Source organism: Acidovorax sp. FW305-C-20-28, from assembly GCF_058783375.1.
In genome coordinates this window covers 127,870-150,333 of the sequence record NZ_JBYSYM010000002.1, presented here as the reverse complement: position 1 = coordinate 150,333, position 22,464 = coordinate 127,870, and the positions used below count along the sequence as shown (strand labels likewise).

Genomic DNA, 22,464 nt, shown 5'->3' with positions numbered 1-22,464 from the left:
CCAAAGCCGTACCAAGGATGGTTGACCGTGTCTGATTTTCTCTTTGTCAGTGCCGTGAGCAGCTTCGACACCGTGCGCGAGCGCTTGCTGGCGTCCCCTTGCATGGCGGCCGGCAAGCAGCCGCTGGTGCTGCGCTGGAACGCCGCGTCCGCAGCCCAGGTGTTCAACGCCGTGATGGACTCCCGCCCCCCGCAGGAATGGGTGGTGTGGGTGCACCAGGACGTGGTCCTGCCCGGGGACTGGGACACCTTGTTCGCCCAGGCCATCGCGCAGGCCGAGCAGCGGCTGGGGCGCCTGTCCGTCGTCGGAGCCTATGGTGTGGTCGGTGCCGGAGACGCCGCCGTTCACGCTGGCCATGTGCTGGACCGCAGCCAGGTGCTGCGCGGCCCGGCACCCCTGCCCTGCCTCGTGGACAGCCTGGACGAGCTGCTGGTGGCCGTGCGCAGCGACAGCGGCCTGCGCATGGACCCGGCGCTGGGTTGGGACTTCTATGCCACCGACCTGGTGCTGCAGGCCCAGGCGGCGGGCCTGCAGGCCGCCGCCGTGGATGCGTTTTGCGAGCACTGGTCCAACACCCCGCAGCACCCACCCTTGCCCCGATCCACTGCACAGCGCATAGCGCGCAGCGGAGCGGCCTTCGAGGCCAAGTGGCAGCAGAAATTCCCCCTCACGACGACCTGCGTGGCGATCCACCAGCGCGGTGATGTGCGCGCCCAGGCGCAGGCCATGCTCGCGGCCGACGCGCAACCCCTGGACCAGGAGGCGCCATGAGCACCATCGCATTGGTCATTGTCTCCACCGCATCGAGCCCGTTGTCTTCGGAAGAATTCCGCTATGGCTGGGAGCAATTGCACCGCGCCCTGCCAGCGCCCACGGTGTGGCAGGAGACGCCCGAGCCGGCCAGTCCGCAGGCGTGGAGCCAGGCGCTGAACCGGGCATCGGCAATCGCACCACTGCAGGAAAATGCCCGTGTGCTGCTGCTGCGCCACGGCCATGCCATGGTCGGGCCCGACGTGCTGGATCGGCTGGCCCGGGCGCTCGACGATGCGCAGGGCACGCTCACGGCCGTGCACGCGTTCGACCCGGGCTTTCCGCCGGCCTTGGGCCCCGATTACTGCACCGTGCGCGGCATGGAGCGCTACCTGGAACAGTTGGGCGCCAGCGAACTCCCCCTGCTGCCCGACAGCGGGCAGCACGCACCGCTGGTGACCCTGACCACCGCGGCCGCCGTGCGTGCCGGCACCGTGCGCAGCAACGCCCAGTGGGTGCCCGGCGCTTTCGTGCACGACTTCGCCAGCTACCACCAGGCCCGGCGCGAAGACATGCTGCCCTTGCTGCCTGCCGGTGTGACCCGCGTGCTGGATGTGGGTGGCGGCGAGGGGGGCTTTCTTCAGGCAATCAAGGAACAGCGTGGCTGCGAGACCCACCTGGCCGAGTATTCGGAAGAGGCCTGCCACACAGCGCGCAACCAGGTCGACCATGTGTGGCAAGGCGACTTTCTGACCCAGCCATTCACCGGGTTGCCAGGGCACGGCGAAGGCGCATTCGATTGCATCAGCTTCCTGGATGTGCTGGAACATGCCAATGACCCACGGGCCTGGCTGGCCCGCGCCCGGAACCTGCTGGCGCCGGGCGGATCGGTTCTCCTGTCCATCCCCAATGTGGGCCACTGGGGCGTGGTGGCCGACCTGATCGAAGGACGCTGGGACTACTGCCCGTTGGGCATCCATTGCGTGACCCATGTGCGCTTCTTCACCTGGAAGACCTTGCAGGACCTGCTGGCGAGCGCGGGATTCCAGGTGGAACACCTGGAGCGCGTGCCGGTGCCGGCCCCGGACGACTGGGCCCAGCACTGGGCCCGTAGTCCGCGCCTGAAGGCGGATCCGGAGAGCTGGAACACCTATGCCTTCCTGGTGCGTGCCACCCCCCTTCGGGAGGGCTCATGGGTTTGAGCTGCTGCGCCATTCTGGTGAACTACCGGGGGGCTGCAGAGATTGCTGCGGCTGTCGAATCCGTGTGGGCCGATGCACCCGGCATCGAAGTGCGCGTCGTCGACAACAGTGACGATGATGCCGAATGGGCCCTGCTGCAATCGCTGTTGCCGCGGTTCGTGCACCTCCATCGCGCGGAAGGCAATATCGGTTTTGGCCGGGGCTGCGATCTGGCGGTCCGCGCCTCGTCCGCCGACTGCTTCTTTCTGGTGAATCCCGATGTGCGCCTGGTCCCGGGATGCACGGCAGCACTGGCCGATGCACTGGCCCGTGACACGACCCTGGGAGCGGTCGCCCCTCGCCAGTTCCTGGACGCGGCCTTGCAATGGCGCTTACCCCCCAGTTGGTTGCCCACGGCCGTGCGCGCATGGGCCACCGAGCGCGCCCGCCGCGAGCCCGCCATCCGAAGCAAGATCCGCCACGCCACGGGGGCAGAAGCCCTGCGCTATTGGCAGGTCCGGCAAGTGCCGCTGCGCCAACGGGCACTCTCGGGCGGTGCGGTCATGGTGCATCGCCGCGCCCTGGATGCAGAAGGCAAGCTGTTCGACCCCCGCTTTTTCATGTACTTCGAGGACTCGGACCTCTGCATGCGCTTGCGCCGTCGGGGCTGGGGCATGGCCATGGTGCCCGGAGCGAAGGCGGTACACGCCTGGCGCAACGCGCCCCACAAACAAGGACTGATGGAAGCAGCTGCCGCCGCCTACTTTGGCAAGCACTATGCCGACGATCGCTGGCTTCAGAAGGCCCGGCAGTTGCAGCACACCCCACCGGACCCCATGGGTGACCCCCGTCAGCCGTTTGTGCGAACGGCCAACGGTATTGCGCTGGCAGTGCCCGACGCACTGCAGACGGCCTGGCTGCTGGAGCTCAGCCCAGACCCTCTGCGGCAGATCTGCATCGGACACCTGGGAACCGGGGCCCGTGCATTCGTCTCCTACACCACACTGGAGCACTTCGGGGCGAGTTCGGTGTTTGTGCGCTTGCGTGGCAGCCGGTTGGATACCCATGGCGAGGAACTGGTGACCCAATTCGACCCTCCCCATGCCGCCCCTCAGGAGGCAGACACAGACCCAGCGCGCTGAATGGCGCCAGCACCTCTGCGTGGCGATACATCCCGTAGCGCAAAGCCCAGCCGCCACTCTGCGAAAATCCTGCCTACAGACGGGCTGGGCATGCTGCAAGGCCGCCAGGTATCCGTCTTTGCCTCGCACATTTTTTCTGCGCGCCCGTCCTGGCAACAGGCTGCAGCTACGCCACTTGTCCTTCGCCAGGCTTGCCTGGCCTTTCGATTTCTTCGGAGCGAGTACATGCCTACTCTTGGTTTTCTTTCCGCCCCAACGGGCAAGCAGCCGCCCCGCTCCGTGGCGCTGGCCATGGCTGCAGCAGGCATTGCCCTCGGTGGGCAGGCACTGGCCCAGACTCCACAAAAGCCCACACCTGGCACCGTTGCGCGCCCTGCCGCAACAACGCCTCCCCCTTCGGGGACCGCTCCCGCAGCCCCCCCACCCGCCCCTGTCCACATGGGCGCGGCCAACCCCTTCGATACCCAGCGCAAGGCATGGCCGGACCGTGTGCCGCCTGTGCCGCCGCCGCCTCCTCCTCCACCACCCGCGGTGGTCACCGACCAGGATCTGCAGTTGTACGGCGTGGTGATTGCGGGCAGCGTCAAGATGGCCAACGTGCGCCTGGGCCCACGTTTTGCCAGTGCCGCCACGGAAGGGCGCCCCTTTTCGAGCTTTCGGGAAGGACAGGCACTGGGCGAGTTCACACTGGCACAGATCCACCCCACGCACGTGGTGCTGTCGGCTCCCGGCGGGCAGCAGAGCATTTATTTCACCAAGAAGACCGACCGTGCCTCCGGCCCCGCTGCGCCGGCCCCTGTGGCCCAGGGGCAGCCCCCCGTTCAGGGAGCGATGCCTGTCGTGCAGGCGCCAGCGGGAGACCCAGCCGCGCAGGCTGCTGCTGCGGCGGCCAGTCCCCAGCCGACCGCCAATGTCGCACAAGCAGCGGCGCAACAACAAACCGCGGCGGCGCCAGCACCGGCACCGGCGGCCAATTCACCCAACTCCGCCAACACGGTGTTCAACAGCCTTTCCGAGGCCCTGAATGCGGCACGCAACAATGCCAACATGCAGCAAAACCAGGGTGCCAACCCCTTCCAGGTTCCCAACGTTCCCAGGTAGCGGGCGGCCCATGAGCGCGACGCGGCCCTGAGCGCAGTGAGCGCCGACGGCGGCGTCGCAGGTGCAGCACACCGCACACCATGTTCGGAAATGAAAAAAGGCCCCTCGGGGCCTTTTTCATTGCAGCATCGGCTGGTGGGTTACCAGATCTTGCCCTTGTTGACGAAGGCGCCGCTGCTGTTCCTGAAGCCGAAGTAGATCTCGATGTTGAACGCGCGCAGGTCTTCCGCGGTCAAGTCCATCGAAGGCGAGAACTTCAGCGTGCTCGCATTCGTGATCTGGCTGGAATAGGCCACGGTCTCAGGATTGGGCAACACCAATTGGGCCCAGCCATCCACCTTGCGGAAGAACCACACGTCGGTCGTGAAGAACAGGCCGTTGGCCGGGATGCGCGCCGCGATCCACACGCTGGTCTTCTCGCTGGCGGCGACGTCTGCAGAGGTCTGCGTCAACGTGATATCGAGCTTCAGCGGCTGGCCGGCAGTGGACACCACATTGGTGGTCACGGAACCCGCCGTGGTTGGCGTGGTAGGTGTCGTTGGAGTCGTCGGCGTGGTGGGCGTGGTAGGCGTCGTCGGCGTGGTGGGCGTCGTCGGGGTCGTCGGCGAAGCGGCATCCACAGGGTCCGGGAAGGGACTGGTGGTCCAAGAAATCTTGGCATAACCGGCCGCATACTTGGGCATGTCCACGTCAATGGCGCCCTGGTAGTCGAAGAGCGCAGCGCCGCTCAGCTGGCGAACATAGAGCCACTTGCCCTGGTCGGTGCTGCCGCGGTTGGCGTCGAGCTGGCCGCCCACGAAGCGCAGGGTACCGCCACCGTCGTGCACGACGAAGTGGTCGACATCTTCATTGATCAGGCGTGCGAACGAGGTATCGATGCGCTCGTTGACCTGGGCGGCCGAGTACTCGCCAGCGTTCAAGGGCGCGACCCGGGTAGGCTCCTTGCCATAGCGCAGCACGAAGGCCGACTGGGTACCCTGGGGGGCATAGCCGGAGAACAGGAACGAACGCGAACCTGCAGGAATATAGACCTTGAACTCCTGGCTCTGCATCTGGAAGCCAGTGAACTCAGGAAGGGAGAGGGAACCGCCGCCAGGGAAGGCACAACCACCGGTGCCGAAGCCGATGGCGCAACCGGTCACACCTGCTGGATCGTACTGCGCCTTGAAACCAACCTTGGTGTCAAAGGGGTAGACGAAGGTGCCGGGCGCTGGGGGCAGGGCGATCTTGTGCGCAGACTGGTGCATCGACACAAAGTTCGCAGCCTGGGCGAACGTGCCCATCGCAGCCAAAAAAATAACAATTAGATACCGCATTACATCCACCCAAAAAAAAAAGGCCGCGAGCTCTCGCCGGCGGCCTTTTTACTAGAGTCGCAACTTCTTAGTTAGAAGGAGCGTAGTGCCACGTGACTTCTGGGCCAATCGTGTTGATGTAGGTAACGATGCCAGGACCGCCCGACTTGCCCAGGTTCACAGAAGGAGCCGAGGTTTGGCCAACGGAGACCGTTGGGTTGGCGTAGCGAACGTTAGCCCAGCCAGCGGTGAACGAACCCACGCTGATTTGGCTGCCGAAGGCCAGCCAGTCGTGTTCGAACACGCTGGTGACGGATGCAGCAGGCAGAGGCGAGATGTTGAACGCTGGGCCGGTGATGCGGTTTTCGCTGTAGTCGAACACGTCGGCGGTGATAGCAACCTTCGCAGCGAAGGGGTACTGACCGCTGATGACGTTACGGTACGTCAGCTTCGTGGGGAACGTGAAGGAGACCAGCGAAGACTGGTTGCCACCAACAACGTAAGGCACGACGAACGAGGTCTTCCACAGTGCGTCTTCGATGTCAGCCACCGTAGCTTGCGAACGTGGAGCGCCCAGGCTGGAGTCAACACCGATGTTTTGCTTGATGCGGTTGTTGTAGTCAGCCAGTGCCAGGGTAGGCAGCGAAGCGTTTTGGCCGTTCAGCGAGTTGGAGATGGTCAGGAAACCAGCCAGCACGTTAGGCGTGTTGGTGTCGGCCACCACTGCTGGAGCAGCGTCGAATGCAGCCTTGATGGCAGCCTTGGACACGCCAGGAGCGTTAGGAGCGATGTCGAATGCTTGCGATTCGATGATCGTGATGTAACCGATGTTGGTCAGAGGAGCACGGCCTTCACCAGCACCGCTCACGATCACTGCTGGGGTAGCAGCGGAAGCGAAGTTGTTGGAGTTAGGCAGCAGGATCGAATCGTCGGAAGACGTCACGACCGAGCGCGTCGTTTGACCGTTGGCACCGGCAGCTTGGCTGGCGATGGTACCAACCCACACGTCGCCAGGCGACAAGTAGATCAAGAAGTCCAGACGTTCTTCGGAGCGCTCGTTGTCGTGAATCACGACCTTGGCCACCACGGATTGCGTCAGGCTCGTGTTGATAACCTTCAACTCACTTTGCCATCCCCCACCGATGAAATAGGAGGGAGCAACCAGCAAATCACCCAGGCCGGCGTGATTCACGGTCACAGCGTTTGCAGCACCAGCAGCGAGCATGGCGCCCATTGCTACAGCAAGAAGTTTCTTCTTCATCACAGATTTCTCCATAAAAATTAAAAAAAGCACCTGAGCAAGCCCACACTCATAGCTTTACAAGTTTACACCAGATACTTCAACAATCCGCCCCGCGTACACAAACTAGACAAGCGGACTCTATGGACTGTTGATTCGCATCCTACACAATCGCCCCCCGGTTTGCGCAGGGGTGCGCAGATAAAATGTGTTTGGTGTCACAACTAGGGCGATGGATGTTGCACCTCTGCAACAAGCGCCCGTTGTCCTTTTTCCTGTGCTGCACGCGGCAAGCCTGTGGCCTGCCCCGTCCGGCACAGCGGGCCGACAGCAACACACCATCGAGGCCGATCGGCTGGTGCCCACCGGCCCTTGCGGGTACTGCTACCGCCCTTCTCATCAGCGCGACTTCAGAACGGGGTCCAGGTTGACGTGCTTCCATTGCCCGTCTTTATCCACCCAAATATCGGAGGTGCGCACCGTGTTGTCGGGTTTCTTGCCGGTCGGGTCGACCAGTGTGAGTTCCACGTCCACGTTCACATGCTTTCCATCCTGCACCACACCATGCACCTTGAACGATTTCAGGGTCCAGGCTTTCGCATGGTAGTCGGCATAGAACTTGGCATCGGTGCGGCCAGGGTCGATCCCGTCCTCCAGCGCATAACGCACGCCCCAGCTGCGGTCCACATGGGCTTGCCAGTAGCGCTTGAAGTTAGTCATTACACCCAGCTCCACCAGCTTGGGCTCCAGCGCCGCCGACTCGAACACAATGGTCAGCGGCTTGGACGACGCAGCCTGGGCCGCTCCTGCGCCGGCAGCAGGCGGCTGGCCAGCACAACCTGCGAGCCAAGGCAGCGCCGCGACCAGGGCGGTGGCAAGCGTGATCTTTCGTGCAATTTTCTTCATAGGTCTAGCGAGATAGTGTGGATCTTCAATGGATCACCGGGGGGTGAACCATACGGGGTGATGGCTCTTGCAGCGTGTGAAAGAGAACCAATGGGATATGGGCCACCTGCTGATAGTTCACATCAATGGTGCCACCGGGCCCGCTGCGACGCACCGCTTCGCTGGCCAGCAACACATAGGGCGCAGCCACCGCGAAGGCGCAGTCGGTCTGCGGGACCGGAGCGCTTTGGCACCGCATGGGCGGCATCACGTCATCGCGCCCCAGGATGGCATCGTAGTCCGCCATGATGGCCACCGTATCAGGGCGAGCCCGCACCAGCGTGAACATTTCTTCCAGGGCCTGGAAGGACAGCGTCATCCCCTCCTGCAGCGCCAGCCGGTACTGGCCACGCACGGGGACGGCACCCTGGGCATCTCCTGCGGAAACGACCCGTACATCCAGCTGACGGAAATCCGCCATGGCCCGCTTCACCGCCGGAGACTGCCCGGCATGCTCCACCAGCACCAGTTCCCAGGCCGAGTAGGTCTGCCGCACCAGCGAGAAGAAGGTTGCGGTGAGTGCCGCCACATCGGAAGGCTGCACGACCACCGAGACGAAGGGTGCTGCCGCAGCCACGCCGGGCGCGCTGCGATCGTCCCGGTCCTTCATGCGGCGGGAGAACAGGCGCACGCCGTCGCGCAGCCGCATCCAGGCGCTGGCAGGAAGCACGGCGCGCACCACATTCTTGGCGTAGTAGACCGCATGCTCCACCGGCCCCAGGCCCGCAGGCGCATCGCCTCCCGGGCCGGTGATCAGGCGGTAGTACTGCGACATGTAGCGCGCCAGGTCGTTGGCCAGCAACTGCCGCTCGCGCACGGCGGTGAGCTCGGACCGCAAATGCTCCAGATCGGTGCGTGCTGCGGCCAGCTTGCGGTCCAGGTCGGTGGCCACCGTGGGCGATGCGCCAGCAGCCACCGGCGCCGCCGAGAGGGTCTTGGGGGGATTGATGGCGCGGATGGACACCCCGGCCGCCAGCGTGCGCAGGCAATGCTCGGGCAGCGCTCCCAGGGCGTCCATGACGGCCCGGTCCTGCGGCAGGGCTGCGCCCGTTCCCGAACGGTGCAGCGCATCGACGACGTCGCCCAGCGCCGTGGCACGCAGCAGCGCCGCGGCTTCGGCCGGCAGGCGGTCCAGGTAGACCCCGAGGAACCAGCTCAGCGACCACTGCGGGTGCTGGTGCGGCTCCACACCGCTCCAGCGCAGGTCGAACTCACGGAACCATTCGCGCAGACCCGTCTCGGTGGCGTTGTAGAAGTGGTGAGGGTAGCCGTGCTCGGGCTGCAGGAAGGCCGTGTCGATCTTGACCACACCGCCGGGCTTGAGCACGCGGCGGATCTCCTCCACCGCGGCCTGCGGGTACTGCAGGTGCTCGAACACCGCCTGGCTGATCACCGCGGAAAAGCTGTTGTCACGGAATGGCAGCCGGTCGGCCGAGCCCACCACATCCGTCATGGGGTAGCGGAAGATGTCGATCTGCACCACGTTGTCCCAGCGCTGCAGTTTGCCACCTGCGCCCAGGTCCAGCACCCACCCATCCTTGTGCTCCTCGATGATCTTGAGCGACTCCTGGCTGTAGGGGTGGCGCGACACCGGATCGTCCACCGACGCTTCACCCGTGCCTGCTTCCTCGATGGTTTCCGGCAGCAACACCGGCACACCATTGCGCAGCGGGTAGGCCGTGCCGCAGCCGCCGCACACCACCTGGCTCGGGTGCTGGTTCAGCCTGCCGCCGCAACGTGGGCAAGCCAGCAGCGGCAAAAGAGAGTCAAGTCGGCTCATACGATGGATAAAAGGAAGGAAGCGGTCATGGAGCAGGGACGGCGAGCGCGCCGCCTCAGGAAACCCGGGGTGGCCAGGCCAGCGAGAAGTCCTCGGCGTCGATGGTCAGGTTGGGGTTGTAGCAGGGGTCGTTGGCCAGCAAGGCGGGCCAGCGGGTCTGCAGGATCTTCACTTCCGAGTTGAAGCGCTTTTGCTTTTCCGGCGTGTCCTCGTAGCCGCGCGAGACGGATTCGTGGTGGATCAGCTCCGCGTAGGGCGTCCAGTGGTTGCGGTAGCCCGCCTCGCGCACACGCAGGCAGAAGTCCACGTCGTTGAAGGCCACCGCGAGGGTCTCGTCCAGGCCATTGACCTGTTCGTAGATCGACTTGCGCAGGAGCAGGCAGGCCGCCGTCACCGCCACGAAGTCCTGCGCCAGCACGGCGCGGCCCATGTAGCCGTGCTGGCCACGGGCCAGCAGCTTGTGCGCATGGCCGGCCACGCCGCAGACCAGCACCACGCCAGCGTGCTGGATGCGGCCATCGGGGTACCACAGCCGCGCCCCCACGCAACCCACGCCCGGCTCCAGGGCGGGGCCCACCATCTCGTCGAGCCACTCGGGGTGGGTCGCCTCGATGTCGTTGTTCATGAGCAGCACGAACTCACCGCGCGTGGCCTCGTGCACCGCGCGGTTGTTGATGGCCGAGAAGTTGAACGGGCCATCGTCGCGCAGCACGCGGATCTGGCCCGAGGCCGTGCGCTCGGCCAGCAGCTGCAGCGAGGCGGGCTCGTCGCTGCCGTTGTCCATCACGATGATCTCGTAATTGGGGTAGCGGGTCTGCACCAGGCTGTCCAGGCACTGGCGCAGGATCTTCTCGCCGTTGCGCGTGGGGATGACGATGCTCACCAGCGGCGGGTTGGCCGGAATGCCCCAGCGCACGCGGTACATGCCCGAGGCCTCGGGCGCCTCCAGCACCTCGCCCTGCAGGCCGCGGCGCTGCAGGTGCTCCTGCAGGGCGCGCCGGCCGGCCTCGAAGGCGTAGCTCTTGTTGCCATGGCCCGATGCCGTGCTGCCGGTCGCTGTGCGCCAGTGGTAGAGGATCTGGGGCACATGGAGCACCGCGGCCGCATCCACGCTGTCGACGGCGCGCAGCGCCAGGTCATAGTCCTGCGCGCCCTCGAAGCCCACGCGCGGGCCGCCGAGCTGGCGCATGAACTCGGCCTCATAGACCGCGAAGTGGCACATGTAGTTGTGCGAGCGCAGCAGGCCCAGGTTGAAGTCGGGCTTGAAATAGGGGTCGAAGCGCCGGCCGGTCTGGTCGATCTTGTCCTCGTCGGAGTACAACACCTTGCCCAGGGGATTGCGGACGAAGGCCTGCATGGCCCGCAGCAAGGCATGCGGCGTGAGCTCGTCGTCATGGTCCAGCAGCGCAATGTACTGGCCCTTCGCCAGGCCAATGGCCGTGTTGGTCGCCACCGAGATGTGCTGGTTCTTCGCATGGAAGGCCAGGCGGATGCGGGAGTCCTGCGCTGCCGCAGCCTCCAGCAGCTCGCGCGTGCCGGCCTTGGTCGAGTCATCGTCACAGATGCACAGCTCCCAATGGGGGTAGACCTGGTTCTTCACCGAGGCAATGGCACGGCCCACGTCCTGGGGGTCCGGGTTGTAGACCGGCATGACGATGGAGACCAGGGGCTTGCGCGGCAGGTCGGCCACCTCCGCCAGCAGCCGGGACAGTTTGACGGGATCCATCGTGTCGTACTGCACCACCCAGTCGGCGTAGCTGCGCGCGCTGGCGCCAGGGGTGGCGTCGGGCATGGAGGCGCCCGCGTCCATCGCCTCGAGTTCGTGCCCCGTGCCATGCAGCATGCGCCGCAGGCGCTGGCGCACCCCTTGCAGCCCCTGCGTGCGGTATACCGACACCGTGCGCTGCAGCAGGTGCGAAGCGCCCACCCCGCGCTGGCGCGCCAAGGCATAGGCCGCCAGCACGCTGCGGGTGTAGCGTGGCAGCCGGGCCAGCAGGCGCAGCGGCCGGGTGACCTTCCACGACCGGGAGCTGGTCACCACGCGCACCTGGTGCTGCGTGGCGTCCAGCATGGTCTGCAGGTTGTGCGCATGGTTGCGCGCCAGCGCGATCTCGGCACCCAGCGCGGCAGCGGTCGTCTGCAGATTGCCGATCTGTGCCTGCGCATCGGTGTACAACGCCAGCACGTTCGCGCCATGCTGGTTGGCCAGGTCGCGCTCGCGGATCACCGCATCGCGCTCCTCCTGCACCAGATCGCGTGCGGCACAGGCCAGGTCGTGGGCCTCGCCCAGGTGGTGCGCATCCTGGCGGGCCTTGTCTGCCGCCTGCATGGCATCCATCGCGCGCTGCTGCTGGTCCATCAGGTCCTGCGTCAGCCGCTTCACGTCCTTGGTGCGCTCGGCCAGTTGCGACAGCACACTGCGCCGCGACAGCGAACGCGTCACCAGTTCGTCAAAGGTCTGTTTCGATTGCAGCACCTGCCATTTGGCATAGAGCTGGGCCGTGGCGTCTGCCGCACGCTGGCGGTCGGCTTGCACGCCCTCGCCTGCGCCGGCGTGGATGCGGTAGGCCGCAGAGACGCCCGGCACGAACTGGAATGGTGTGCGGCTTTCCACCTGCAGCCAGAAGTCCCAATCCTCGTACAGATCGAAGCGCTCGTCGAAGGCGGCACCGCCCGCCTGCACCAGGCTGCGGTGGAACAGCACCGCGTGGATGGGCATGAAATTGCCATAGCGCAACTCGCCCGAGGCATAGGGGAACTGGAAGATCTCCCCCACCGGTTCGCTCTGGGCATCGACGCATTCCACCGCCGTGTGCACCGCCCGGGCCGTGCTGCTCTGGCGCGCGACCAGCACCAGCTTGGCAATGTGGTCCGGGTAGAACCAGTCGTCATCGTCCAGGAAGATCAGGTACTCGCCTTTCGCCGCCGCCATGCCGGCGTTGGCCGCCAGCGCACGGTTGAGCTTTTTGCCCTGCGAGACCAGGCTCACGGGCACGGGGCCACCGGCCCATGGCGTGCCGGGCAGGCCATCGCCTGCTGCATCGACCAGCACGATGTCCAGGTGCGGATAGGTTTGCAGCGCCACGGAACCCAACGCCTTGGCCAGCGTGGGCCGGCCCATGGTGCGGATGATGACCGACACCAGCGGCATGTCCTGCGGGAGCACCGCCACGCCGCGCCCCAGCAGGCGCTGCTTCTCGCCCTCGATCAGCAGCGGGCCGCCAGCGCGCAACTCGGCCGAGGTGTAACTCTCGAAGGCCTCGGCATACTCCGAGGCCGGGAACAGCGTGAGCGCGCGAAAGCGGTTGAGCGCCGAAATGAAACTGGCGTAAGGCAGCTTCTTCTCCTGGCTGGCAAACACCTGCATGGCCCGCTGCTTGAGCGCCCATGCCGGGGTGATGTCCACCAGGCGGTTGGGGCGCAGGGGGGCGCTCACCTCGTACAGGTGCAGGCTGATGCCCTCCAGACGACGCACAGCCTCCAGCGCGCACAGCGCCGTGGCACGGTGGTCCGGGTGCAGCTCCCAAGGGGATGGGGCATACACCACATCGGCACCGGTCTCGCCGATCGCCTGGATGATGCGCTGCACCAGGGCTTCGCCGTAGGTGATTTCACGGTCCGGCAGACCCCAGCATTGGGGCGGCGGCAGCCCCAGCACGCGGGCGGCGTCGGCACTTTCGGACAGGCGGGTCGCTGCATACCCCTGGCCGGCGTCTTCTGCGCCATGCCCCCCGGCTGTCAGCAGAACGACGTGCACAGGGTGGCCCGCCTGCACATGCCCTGCAATGGCACCGCCGCATCCAAAGACCTCGTCGTCGGGATGGGGCGCCAGTACGAGCACGCCCCCGAGGGCGGGAGGCACGGGTGAGGCGTGGTAGGGAATGATCTCAGCCTCGCTAGGGTGCATGTTGTGCATTCAGATCTGGAAATGAACGTGGGGACGGTCTGTGGCGCATGGAAACCGGCGTGCATCCGCAAAAAAAGGTGCAGGCACGGCAAGGGCCAGGCCCTTGCTGGCGGCGCCATGCCCCTCGTCGGAGAAGGCCGGCTCGTCGCCAATGCAAAGGACCGCGGTGGATGCCAGGGCAGAGACCAGGTCTGTGGGAATGTTCGCCTGAAGCCCGCGGCAGCGGCCTTCAGAGGGTCTGCAATTCTATATTCTGTCGTATGCAGCCAAGATCATGCGTTTACCCGGGCAGTAGCAACGGATTGTTGCACCAGGCCTCCCACCCGGATCCAGAATATTGCGCATTGCTGCGGCACCGGTCACACCCGGCAAGCATCTGGCCCGCACCAGCACCCTAGCGGCCGGGGCTTCGCAGCAGCCCATGCAGCCCGCCCCGGACGGCGGCCAGCATGCGCCCCAGCCGCTGGTCGGACAGCAGCGGCTGCAGCAGCAGCTTGCGCGCCAGCGGGGCCAGCAGCTTGCGGCGCCAGCCCCGGGGGACCTCCCGCGAACGCAGCAGCCACAGCGTGTTGCGGACCTGGAAATAGATGCGCTGGGGCGGATGCGCCAGCACCCTGCGGCCCAGCACCGTCACCCCGGCCTGGCCAATGGTGTGCTGCAGCACCACGGCTTGGGTCTGCATGACACGCCACCCCCGGTGGCAGGCCCGCCAGCACCACTCGGTATCGACCATGTCCATGAACCAGCCGGCCCGGAACGGGCCCACCGCCGACAGGGCCGCCGCCGGGTACAGGCAGCCGGAGGTGATCACATGGTCCACCGCCATCGTCTGCTGCGCAGGCCCCGCGGGGCGCGGGTGCGGCTCGACGCTCTGCACGGGCAGCGCCCGGCCGGAGGCCTCGTCCCGCACGGCAGGCCCGAGTGCCGCCCAGCCGCTGGCGGCGTCGCCGGCGCGCGACCAGACATCCAGCAGGCCCGCCACATACCCTGGCGGGGGCAGGGAGTCCTGGTCGAAACTCAGCAAAAAGTCATAGCCCCCCTCCAGTGCCCGCTGGCGTGCCAGGTTGAGCGCCGCCCCGACCCCCAGGTTGCCCGGTGCCCGATGCCAGTGCACTGCGGCCATGCCCGACCAAGGCGCCGCGCCTGGATCGATGGACTGGCCGTTGTCGATGACCAGCACGTCGGCCACCTCCGGTTGCAGGCGGGCAATCAAGGCCGACAGGCGGGAAGCGTCAGGATGGTAGGCCACCACGCAGGCCAGGACGCGCGGGGTCATGGGATGGCCCCCGCCGCCAATGGCGTAGCCAGACCGCCCTCCCCGCGGCACAGCGCCTCATAGGCGTCGGCGATCACCGCCCAGCGGTAGCGTTCCGTGAGCGACGCCCCCGGCACCCAGGCATGCGCCTGCGGGCTCTGCAGTTGCCGGGTCAGCGTGGGTACGTCGGCAAAATAGCCCCCCTGGTTGCCCAAGGTGTGGCGGTTGAAGCTGCAATCAAAGGCCAGCAGCGGCCTCTGGTAGGGCAGCATCTCGACCAGGGAGGGGTTGGTGCCGCCTACACTGTGCCCGTGCAGATAGACATGGCAGCCCGCGCGCAAGGCAGCCAGCGCCTCGGGATCGAACAGGGAATCGATGAAGCGCACGCGCGGCTCGCCCTGGTAGCGCGCGAGCAGGGCGCGCCCGAGCGGCGTGGCGCTGAAATTGCCCACCAGCACATAGAGCGGCAGAGACGATGCCAGGAAAGCCTCGATCATCTCGGCGATGTGGTTCTCGGGCTCGATGCGCGCCACCGTCAGCAGGTAAGCGCCCAGCGCCAGGCCAAAGCGTTCCTGGAGCAGCGCCTGCACCTGGCCCGCAGGCAGTTGCAGCACATGGTCGCAACCATAGGCGATGACGGCGCTGGCACGGCCGTACCGGGCCAGCACCATGTCGGCAATGCCCTGGTTGTCGCTCACCACCACATGGGCATGGCGCACGGCCAGGGCTTCGCTGCGCGCGAGGAACCAGCGCTTGAAGCCGGTCCATTTGTCGCGCCGGGTCTCCAGCCCGTCGACGTTCACGATAATGCGCCGCGCGCCCGCCACACGGCGCAGCAGGGGCAGGAAGATGCCGCCCGACACGCCCATCACCAGCATGGCATCCACCCGGCGCCAGCACAGCAGGAAATTGAGCAGGTCGTACGGCACGGACCACAGGCCATTGGCACGCAGGGGCAGATAACGGTGGCGCAGGCCCATGCCATCGGCAGCACGGGTCGAGCGCCCGACCGACGACCCGAACACCTGCACGGCATGCCCCTTGGCCGCCAGCCGCGGAGCCAGCTGCTCCACGCAGGTCTCGAAGCCCCCGTAGCGTGCGGGCAGTCCATCGGTCCCGACAATCGCCATGCGCAGCGGCCTGGAGGCGGAAGGCGATTGCGTCATGGCACAGGCCTGCGCAGCACCTGCAGTGCGAGAAAGAGTGCCAGGGAGCGCCGCCGCCACGTGGGACCCGATGCCAGGGCATGCCATGCGAGCTTCAGCGCAACCCGGTGGTGGCTGTGGCCCGACCAGGGCTTCGACAGCCATGGCGGCGAGCCTGCGTCCGGAGAGGCAGCGGGCAGCACACCGGTCGACTGGGCCCGTGCCCAGGCCATGGCCTGACGCAGCACACGCCCGGCCAACTGCATGCCACGCTGCAGCTGTTCGCCCAGCCCACGCTGGCGCGAGGCGCCCAACAGGTTGGCGCCATGCTGGCGGTACAACGACAGACTGTGCGGCACATAGGCCAGGCACTGCATGCGCTGCGCCACCAGGGCCACGGCCCAATCGTGCATCACGTAAGCAGCCTGCTCGGGCAGACGGGCGATGTGCCTGAGCAGGTCACCCGAGAGCAGCAGCGTGTGCCCGATCACCGGGTTGGTCAGCAGCAGGCGCCGGGGATCGAGGTCGCGCGGCACGGCGTAGGGGTTGCCGGTGTAGAAGCTGGGCTGCAAGGGTGCAAGCGCCTCATCGACCACCTGCACATCGTGGAACAGTGCCCAGGGCCGGGACCGGTGGGCCGCGGCCTCCAGCATGGCGGCCACCTTGCCGGGCAGCCAGACATCGTCCTGGTCGGCCAGAAAGACACTGTCTGCTGCCTCGACGCGGGGCGCCAACTGGCCCATGGCCCGAAAAAAAGACATGGCGGGGCCAGGGGCATCGCCGATCCAGTGCAGCTCGATCGGGGCGCCCGGCTGGCCCGCCAGCTGCTCCAGCACGGCCCGTGTGCCATCGTCCGAGGCGTGGTCGAAGACATGGATCACATCCACGGCCCGGGACTGGGCGCGTATGGAGGCGATCTGCTCGGCGATGAAGCGTGCCCCGTTGTGGCTGCACAGGAGCACATGCAGGGTCATGCCGGACTTTTCAGGTGCGCCACGGGCCGCCGTCAGCGGACGGCGGCAGCAGCAAAGACTTCTGCGTTCTCCAGGGTCAGGCCCTGCTGGTCCTTGGCCGACAGCAAGGGATTGGCGCCGATGTCGGGCCACGCGATGCCGATGGTCGGATCGTTCCAGATGATGCAGCGCTCGTGCGCCGGCGCGTAGTAGTCGGTGGTCTTGTACAGGAACTCCGCCGTCTCGCTGAGCACCAGGAAACCGTGCGCAAAGCCCGGCGGCACCCACAGCTGGCGGTGGTTGTCCTCGCTCAGTTCCTCGCCGACCCACTGGCCGAAGGTGGGAGAGCCCTTGCGGATGTCCACCGCCACGTCGAACACGGCACCACGCACCACGCGCACCAGCTTGCCCTGGGCCTGCTGCACCTGGTAGTGCAGGCCGCGCAGCACGCCCTTGGCACTGCGGCTGTGGTTGTCCTGCACGAATTCGTGGTTCGTACCAGTGGCCTCGTTGAAGGCACGCTGGTTGAAGCTCTCATAGAAGAAGCCGCGTGCATCGCCGAACACCTTGGGTTCGATCAGCACGACATCGGGAATGGCCAGTCGGGTTGCTTGCATGGAATGGATGTCAGGGAAATCAGTAGATCTTTTCTTTGAGCACGCGCATCAGGTACTGGCCGTAGCCGTTCTTGGTGAGCGGCTGGGCCAGGCGCTCCAGCTGGGCGCTGTCGATCCACTGGCTGCGCCATGCGATCTCTTCGGGGCACGCAATTTTCAGGCCCTGGCGGTGCTCCAGCGTGGCGATGAACTGGCCGGCTTCGAGCAGGCTCTCGTGCGTGCCGGTATCCAGCCATGCATAGCCCCGGCCCATGATCTCCACGTTGAGCTGGCCGCGCTCCAGGTACAGGCGGTTCAGGTCGGTGATCTCGTACTCGCCGCGCGCCGAAGGCTTGAGCCCCTTGGCCAGCTCCACCACCTGGTGGTCGTAGAAGTACAGGCCCGTGACCGCATAGCTGGACTTGGGGACCTTGGGCTTTTCTTCGAGCGAGAGCACCTTGCCGTTGGCATCGAACTCGGCCACGCCATAGCGCTCGGGATCGTGCACGTGGTAGGCAAACACGGTGGCACCATCGGTGCGATCGGCGGCGCTGCCCAGCAGCTCGTGGAAGTCGTGGCCGTGGAAGATGTTGTCACCCAGCACCAGGGCGCTCGGAGCCCCCGCCAGGAAGGACTCGCCGATCACGAAGGCCTGCGCCAGGCCGTCGGGGCTGGCCTGCACGGCGTACTGCAGGTTGATGCCCCACTGGCTGCCATCGCCCAGCAACTGCTCGAAGCGCGGCGTGTCCTGCGGGGTGCTGATCACCAGGATGTCGCGGATGCCCGCAAGCATCAAGGTGCTCAGCGGGTAGTAGATCATGGGCTTGTCGTACACCGGCAGCAATTGCTTGCTGATGGCCAGGGTGGCCGGGTGCAGCCGGGTACCGGAGCCTCCGGCGAGGATGATGCCTTTGCGTGCCGTCATGGGGTGGTATTTTTCAGAGAATCTCGGTGAGCATGCGCGCCACGCCCGCCTGCCAGTGCGGCAGGGTCAGGCCGAAGGTGCTGCGCAGCTTGGTGGTGTCCAGGCGCGAGTTGTGCGGGCGCACGGCCGGGGTCGGGAAGGCGCTGGTCGGCACCGGAGCAACTTCCTTGGCGACGATCTTTTCACCCACCGGGTGCTTCGCCGCCGTGGCCAGCACGAATTTCGCGTACTCGTTCCAGTTGGTTTCGCCGGCTGCAACCAGGTGGTACAGGCCCGCATCCTCGGGGTGCTGCTGCAGGTGGCGGATGGCATGGGCCGTCACGTCGGCCAGCAGGTCGGCGCCGGTCGGTGCGCCCCACTGGTCGGCGATCACGGTCAGGCGCTCGCGCTCCTGTGCCAGGCGCAGCATGGTCTTGGCGAAGTTGCCGCCGCGTGCGGCGTAGACCCAGCTGGTGCGCAGGATCAGGTGCTTCGCACCCGATTGGGCGATCAGTTGCTCGCCTTCGAGCTTGGTGCGGCCATACACGCTCAAGGGGGCGGTCGTATCGGTCTCCACCCAGGGGCGGCTGCCGCTGCCGTCGAAGACATAGTCGGTGCTGTAGTGCACCAGCCAGGCCCCGAGCTTCGCAGCCTCCTGCGCAATGGCGCCAGGCGTGGTGGCATTCAGCGTGCGGGCGAAATCGACTTCGCTCTCGGCCTTGTCCACCGCCGTGTGGGCCGCAGCGTTGACGATGACATCGGGGCGCAGGGTGCGCACCGTCTCGGCCACGCCGGCGGGGTTGGAGAAGTCACCGCAGTGCCCCGTGCTGTCGAAGTCCAGCGCCGTGACCGTGCCCAGCACGGACAGGCTGCGCTGCAGCTCCCAGCCGACCTGGCCGCCTTTTCCGAAGAGCAGGATGTTCATGCGCTGGCGTCCGCAACGGCTGCAGGCTCCTGCGCGTATTGGGTCTGTACCCAGTCGCGGTAGGCACCGGTCTGCACGCTGGCCACCCAGTCGGCATGCTCCAGGTACCACTGCACGGTCTTGCGGATGCCGGTGTCGAAGGTCTCGGCGGGCTTCCAGCCCAGCTCGCGCTCGATCTTGCGCGCGTCGATCGCATAGCGGCGGTCGTGGCCCGGGCGGTCCTTCACATAGGTGATCTGGGCCTTGTAGCTCTGGCCGTCGTCGCGCGGGCGCAGCTCATCGAGCAGGCTGCAGACCATGTTCACGATGTCGATGTTGGGCTTCTCGTTCCAGCCGCCCACGTTGTAGGTCTCGCCCGGGGCGCCGGCTTCCAGCACGCGACGGATGGCGCTGCAGTGGTCCTTCACGTACAGCCAGTCGCGCACCTGCATGCCATCGCCGTACACCGGCAGGTTCTTGCCGGCCAGCGCATTGACGATCATCAGCGGAATCAGCTTCTCGGGGAAGTGGTAGGGCCCGTAGTTGTTGCTGCAGTTGGTGGTGAGCACCGGCAGGCCGTAGGTGTGGTGCCAGGCGCGCACCAGGTGGTCGCTGGCGGCCTTGCTGGCGCTGTAGGGGCTGTTGGGCTCGAAGCCACGTGTCTCGGCGAAGGCCGGGTCGGTCGGTGCGAGCGAGCCATACACCTCGTCGGTGGACACGTGCAGGAAGCGGAAGGCCGCGCGCTCGCCCTCGGGCAGTGCGCTCCAGTAGGCGCGCACGGCCTCCAGCAGGCGGAACGAACCGACGATGTTGGTCTGGATGAAGTCCTCGGGGCCGTGGATGGAACGGTCCACATGCGATTCGGCCGCGAAATTGACCACGGCGCGCGGCTTGTGCTCGGCCAGCAGGCGGGCCAGCAGGGCCGTGTCGCCGATGTCGCCCTGCACGAAGGTATGGCGCGCGTCGCCCTTTATCCCGTCCAGGTTGTGCAGGTTGCCCGCGTAGGTGAGTTTGTCGAGGTTGACGACGGGCTCGCTGGAGGCAGCGAGCCAGTCAAGAACGAAGTTGGCGCCGATGAAACCCGCGCCGCCGGTAACCAGAATCATAGGGTGGGCTGTGTGAAATGCCTGCTCGGCAGAACCCGCGATTATCCCACCCCGCCCGGTTACCCGGTAACAGAGTTCAACACGGGCCTGCCGGGGCGGATTGAAGGGCCATCAGAAATGGATGCCACGCATCATCTGCTGCAGCGCCACCGCTTCGGCGGAGAGCTGGGGCTTGGCATCCTTGCCCCCACCCTTGGCAGCGGTGGAATCCGGGAACATGCGGAAGCTGGTGTTCATGGTGATCTGGGCCACGCGGGGCACCAGGGCATGCAGCAACTGGCCGGTGATGCCCAGGCGCGTGGCGATGCGCACCGGCTTGAAGATGCAGGCCTGGGCGATCATGTCGGCCGCCTCCTCGGGGCTCAGCGTGGGCACGTTGTTGTAGATCTTGGTGGGCGCGATCATGGGCGTGCGCACCAGCGGCATGTTGATGGTGGTGAAGGTGATGCCCTGGTCGGCGAACTCGCTCGAAGCGCAGCGCGTCCAGGCATCGAGCGCCGCCTTGCTCGCCACGTAGGCCGAAAAGCGCGGCGCATTGGTCAGCACGCCGATGGAGCTGATGTTCACCACATGGCCCTTGCGCTTGGCCACCATGCCGGGAAGGAAACCCATGGTCACGCGCAGGCAGCCGAAGTAATTGAGCTGCATGGTGCGCTCGTAATCGTGGAAGCGGTCGTAGCTGGACTCGATGGCGCGGCGGATGGAGCGGCCCGCGTTGTTGATCAGGAAATCCACCCCGCCGTGCTTGTCGATGAGCAGCTGCACGAAGCGGTCGCAGTCGGCCATGTCGGCGATATCGGCCGCATAGGCGACGAAGGCGTAGCCCTTGGCACGCGCCTCGGCGCAGGCCTCGTCGAGCTTGTCCTGGTCGCGCCCGCAGATGATGGTGGTGGCGCCCGCCTCGGCGAACTTGTGCGCAGCCGCCAGGCCGATGCCGGAGGAACCGCCCGTGACCAGCACCACCTTGCCGGCCACCGTGCCCTTGAGGCTGCGGTCGATGAACAGCTCGGGGTCGAGGTTGCGCTCCCAGTAGTCCCACAGCCGCCACGCGTAGTCCTTGAGGTTGGGGCAGGTCACGCCCGAGCCCTTGAGCGCCGCCAGTGTCTCGCGGCAATCGAAGCGCGTGGGGTAGTTCACGAAGGTGAGCATATCCTCGGGCAGGCCCAGGTCCTTCAAGACCGCATTGCGCACGCGGCGCACGGGCGCCATGGCCATCAGGCTCTTTTTGATGCCCTTGGGGATGAAGCCCAGCAGCGCGGCGTTGATGAACAGGTTCATGCGCGGTGCATGCGCGGCGCGGCTGAAGATGTCCAGCACGTCGCCTACGCGGTAGCCCACCGGGTCCACCAGGTGGTAGCACTTCTTGGCGATGTCCTTCTGGTGGCTGATGACATTGAGCGCGTTGACCACGAAGTCCACGGGCACGATGTTCACGCGCCCGCCCTCCAGGCCCACGGTGGGCATCCAGGGCGGCAGCAGCTGGCGCAGGCGCTGGATCAGCTTGAAGAAGTAGTAGGGGCCGTCGATCTTGTCCATCTCGCCGGTGGTGCTGTCGCCCACCACCATGGCGGGGCGGTACACGGTCCAGGGCACCTTGCAGTCCTGGCGCACGATCTTCTCGCTCTCGTGCTTGGTCTGGAAGTAGGGGTGGTCCAGGCCTTCGGCCTCCTCGAACATGTCCTCGCGGAACACGCCTTCGTACAGCCCGGCGGCGGCGATGGACGAGACATGGTGGAAGTGGCCGGCATCGATGGCCTTGGCCAGGTCCACGGTGTTGCGCGTGCCCTCGATGTTCACGGCCACCTGGGTCTCTTCGTCGGCGCCGAGGTCGTAGACCGCGGCCAGGTGGTAGAAGTGGTCGATCTGGCCCTTGAGCTTCTTCACGTCCTCGGTGGCCACGCCGAGCTTCTTGGCCGTGAGGTCGCCAAAGACCGGCACCGCCCGCGCGGCCGACACGCCCCAGTAGCTGCGCAGGTCGGCCACCTTGTCGGCGCTTTCCTGCCGGATCAGGAAGTGCACCACGGCACCCTTGCGTTCGAGCAGCTTCTTGACCAGCCGCTTGCCGATGAAACCCGTCGCACCCGTCACGAAATACTGCATGAAAAGACTCCTCTCAGATCCGGTCATTCTTGCGCATGCGCCCAGGCCGCGGATTCAGCACAAACCCGCGGCGGCCCTGGCGGCGGCCGAAGGGCCCGGAGCAGGCAGGTCCTAGAGACCGCGCTCTATGGTTTTAGGAGCGCGCGCCTACACATGGGCG

17 protein-coding genes are annotated in these 22,464 nt (G+C 66.3%); 4 read left to right on the top strand and 13 right to left on the bottom strand.

Annotated features, from left to right (window positions below):
• Nucleotides 1-27: 27 nt before the first annotated feature.
• The 4 genes from AC3WOH_RS04045 (at nt 28) to AC3WOH_RS04030 (ending at nt 4,174) form a co-directional block, all read left to right on the top strand.
• Nucleotides 28-771 carry a hypothetical protein gene (locus AC3WOH_RS04045; protein ID WP_492228119.1) on the top strand — a complete coding sequence of 248 codons (744 nt, stop codon included), beginning with the start codon at nt 28-30 and terminating at the stop codon, nt 769-771.
• The gene (locus tag AC3WOH_RS04040) at nt 768-1,952 is read left to right on the top strand and encodes a class I SAM-dependent methyltransferase (protein WP_492228118.1); all 1,185 of its coding nucleotides are present in this window, start codon (nt 768-770) and stop codon (nt 1,950-1,952) included. Before AC3WOH_RS04045 ends, AC3WOH_RS04040 begins: the two co-directional genes overlap by 4 nt.
• Nucleotides 1,943-3,073 (top strand): glycosyltransferase, encoded by a 1,131-nt coding sequence (locus AC3WOH_RS04035; protein WP_492228117.1) that lies wholly within the window; start codon nt 1,943-1,945, stop codon nt 3,071-3,073. The genes AC3WOH_RS04040 and AC3WOH_RS04035 overlap by 10 nt, the downstream gene beginning before the upstream one ends.
• Nucleotides 3,074-3,511: 438 nt before the next feature.
• Nucleotides 3,512-4,174, top strand: a complete 663-nt coding sequence (locus AC3WOH_RS04030; RefSeq protein ID WP_492228116.1) for a hypothetical protein — start codon at nt 3,512-3,514, stop codon at nt 4,172-4,174.
• A gap of 140 nt (nt 4,175-4,314) precedes the next feature.
• Here AC3WOH_RS04030 and AC3WOH_RS04025 read toward each other — a convergent pair whose 3' ends face one another.
• From AC3WOH_RS04025 to AC3WOH_RS03965, 13 genes are all read right to left on the bottom strand, one after another.
• Complete coding sequence (locus AC3WOH_RS04025) at nt 4,315-5,421, bottom strand: hypothetical protein (protein ID WP_492228115.1); 1,107 nt, start codon at nt 5,419-5,421, stop codon at nt 4,315-4,317.
• A 136-nt stretch (nt 5,422-5,557) separates the two neighbouring features.
• Nucleotides 5,558-6,730 carry a hypothetical protein gene (locus tag AC3WOH_RS04020; protein WP_492228114.1) on the bottom strand — a complete coding sequence of 391 codons (1,173 nt, stop codon included), beginning with the start codon at nt 6,728-6,730 and terminating at the stop codon, nt 5,558-5,560.
• 378 nt (nt 6,731-7,108) lie between these two features.
• Entirely contained in the window at nt 7,109-7,615 is a 507-nt protein-coding gene (locus tag AC3WOH_RS04015) for a hypothetical protein (protein WP_492228113.1), read from the bottom strand.
• Between the two features lie 25 nt (nt 7,616-7,640).
• Nucleotides 7,641-9,434: a methyltransferase domain-containing protein gene (locus AC3WOH_RS04010; protein WP_492228112.1), complete on the bottom strand. Its 1,794-nt coding sequence runs from the start codon at nt 9,432-9,434 to the stop codon at nt 7,641-7,643.
• Between the two features lie 55 nt (nt 9,435-9,489).
• On the bottom strand, nt 9,490-13,341 hold the full coding sequence (locus tag AC3WOH_RS04005; RefSeq protein WP_492228111.1) for a glycosyltransferase: 3,852 nt from the start codon (nt 13,339-13,341) through the stop codon (nt 9,490-9,492).
• Nucleotides 13,342-13,735: 394 nt separating this feature from the next.
• On the bottom strand, nt 13,736-14,617 hold the full coding sequence (locus AC3WOH_RS04000) for a glycosyltransferase family protein (protein ID WP_492228110.1): 882 nt from the start codon (nt 14,615-14,617) through the stop codon (nt 13,736-13,738).
• On the bottom strand, nt 14,614-15,762 hold the full coding sequence (locus AC3WOH_RS03995) for a DUF1972 domain-containing protein (RefSeq protein WP_492228109.1): 1,149 nt from the start codon (nt 15,760-15,762) through the stop codon (nt 14,614-14,616). Before AC3WOH_RS03995 ends, AC3WOH_RS04000 begins: the two co-directional genes overlap by 4 nt.
• Complete coding sequence (locus AC3WOH_RS03990; RefSeq protein ID WP_492228108.1) at nt 15,759-16,715, bottom strand: glycosyltransferase family protein; 957 nt, start codon at nt 16,713-16,715, stop codon at nt 15,759-15,761. The genes AC3WOH_RS03995 and AC3WOH_RS03990 overlap by 4 nt, the downstream gene beginning before the upstream one ends.
• 32 nt (nt 16,716-16,747) lie before the next feature.
• Entirely contained in the window at nt 16,748-17,311 is a 564-nt protein-coding gene (rfbC, locus tag AC3WOH_RS03985) for a dTDP-4-dehydrorhamnose 3,5-epimerase (RefSeq protein WP_492228107.1), read from the bottom strand.
• Nucleotides 17,312-17,330: 19 nt separating this feature from the next.
• Nucleotides 17,331-18,215, bottom strand: a complete 885-nt coding sequence (gene rfbA / locus AC3WOH_RS03980; RefSeq protein ID WP_492228106.1) for a glucose-1-phosphate thymidylyltransferase RfbA — start codon at nt 18,213-18,215, stop codon at nt 17,331-17,333.
• A 13-nt stretch (nt 18,216-18,228) separates the two neighbouring features.
• On the bottom strand, nt 18,229-19,119 hold the full coding sequence (gene rfbD, locus AC3WOH_RS03975) for a dTDP-4-dehydrorhamnose reductase (RefSeq protein WP_492228105.1): 891 nt from the start codon (nt 19,117-19,119) through the stop codon (nt 18,229-18,231).
• Entirely contained in the window at nt 19,116-20,204 is a 1,089-nt protein-coding gene (gene rfbB, locus AC3WOH_RS03970) for a dTDP-glucose 4,6-dehydratase (protein WP_492228104.1), read from the bottom strand. The genes rfbD and rfbB overlap by 4 nt, the downstream gene beginning before the upstream one ends.
• Before the next feature lie 111 nt (nt 20,205-20,315).
• Nucleotides 20,316-22,304: an SDR family oxidoreductase gene (locus AC3WOH_RS03965; RefSeq protein ID WP_492228103.1), complete on the bottom strand. Its 1,989-nt coding sequence runs from the start codon at nt 22,302-22,304 to the stop codon at nt 20,316-20,318.
• Nucleotides 22,305-22,464: the final 160 nt, after the last annotated feature.

Bases quoted from the DNA above. Each gene is read 5' to 3' on its own strand.
- AC3WOH_RS04000 (WP_492228110.1), bottom strand. From the start codon at position 14,617: ATGACCCCGCGCGTCCTGGCCTGCGTGGTGGCCTACCATCCTGACGCT.
- AC3WOH_RS03990 (WP_492228108.1), bottom strand. From the start codon at position 16,715: ATGACCCTGCATGTGCTCCTGTGCAGCCACAACGGGGCACGCTTCATC.
- AC3WOH_RS04035 (WP_492228117.1), top strand. From the start codon at position 1,943: ATGGGTTTGAGCTGCTGCGCCATTCTGGTGAACTACCGGGGGGCTGCA.
- rfbB (WP_492228104.1), bottom strand. From the start codon at position 20,204: ATGATTCTGGTTACCGGCGGCGCGGGTTTCATCGGCGCCAACTTCGTT.
- AC3WOH_RS04020 (WP_492228114.1), bottom strand. From the start codon at position 6,730: ATGAAGAAGAAACTTCTTGCTGTAGCAATGGGCGCCATGCTCGCTGCT.
- rfbD (WP_492228105.1), bottom strand. From the start codon at position 19,119: ATGAACATCCTGCTCTTCGGAAAAGGCGGCCAGGTCGGCTGGGAGCTG.
- AC3WOH_RS04005 (WP_492228111.1), bottom strand. From the start codon at position 13,341: ATGCACCCTAGCGAGGCTGAGATCATTCCCTACCACGCCTCACCCGTG.
- AC3WOH_RS04015 (WP_492228113.1), bottom strand. From the start codon at position 7,615: ATGAAGAAAATTGCACGAAAGATCACGCTTGCCACCGCCCTGGTCGCG.
- rfbC (WP_492228107.1), bottom strand. From the start codon at position 17,311: ATGCAAGCAACCCGACTGGCCATTCCCGATGTCGTGCTGATCGAACCC.
- AC3WOH_RS03965 (WP_492228103.1), bottom strand. From the start codon at position 22,304: ATGCAGTATTTCGTGACGGGTGCGACGGGTTTCATCGGCAAGCGGCTG.
- AC3WOH_RS04040 (WP_492228118.1), top strand. From the start codon at position 768: ATGAGCACCATCGCATTGGTCATTGTCTCCACCGCATCGAGCCCGTTG.
- AC3WOH_RS04010 (WP_492228112.1), bottom strand. From the start codon at position 9,434: ATGAGCCGACTTGACTCTCTTTTGCCGCTGCTGGCTTGCCCACGTTGC.
- AC3WOH_RS04030 (WP_492228116.1), top strand. From the start codon at position 3,512: ATGGGCGCGGCCAACCCCTTCGATACCCAGCGCAAGGCATGGCCGGAC.
- AC3WOH_RS03995 (WP_492228109.1), bottom strand. From the start codon at position 15,762: ATGACGCAATCGCCTTCCGCCTCCAGGCCGCTGCGCATGGCGATTGTC.
- AC3WOH_RS04025 (WP_492228115.1), bottom strand. From the start codon at position 5,421: ATGCACCAGTCTGCGCACAAGATCGCCCTGCCCCCAGCGCCCGGCACC.
- rfbA (WP_492228106.1), bottom strand. From the start codon at position 18,215: ATGACGGCACGCAAAGGCATCATCCTCGCCGGAGGCTCCGGTACCCGG.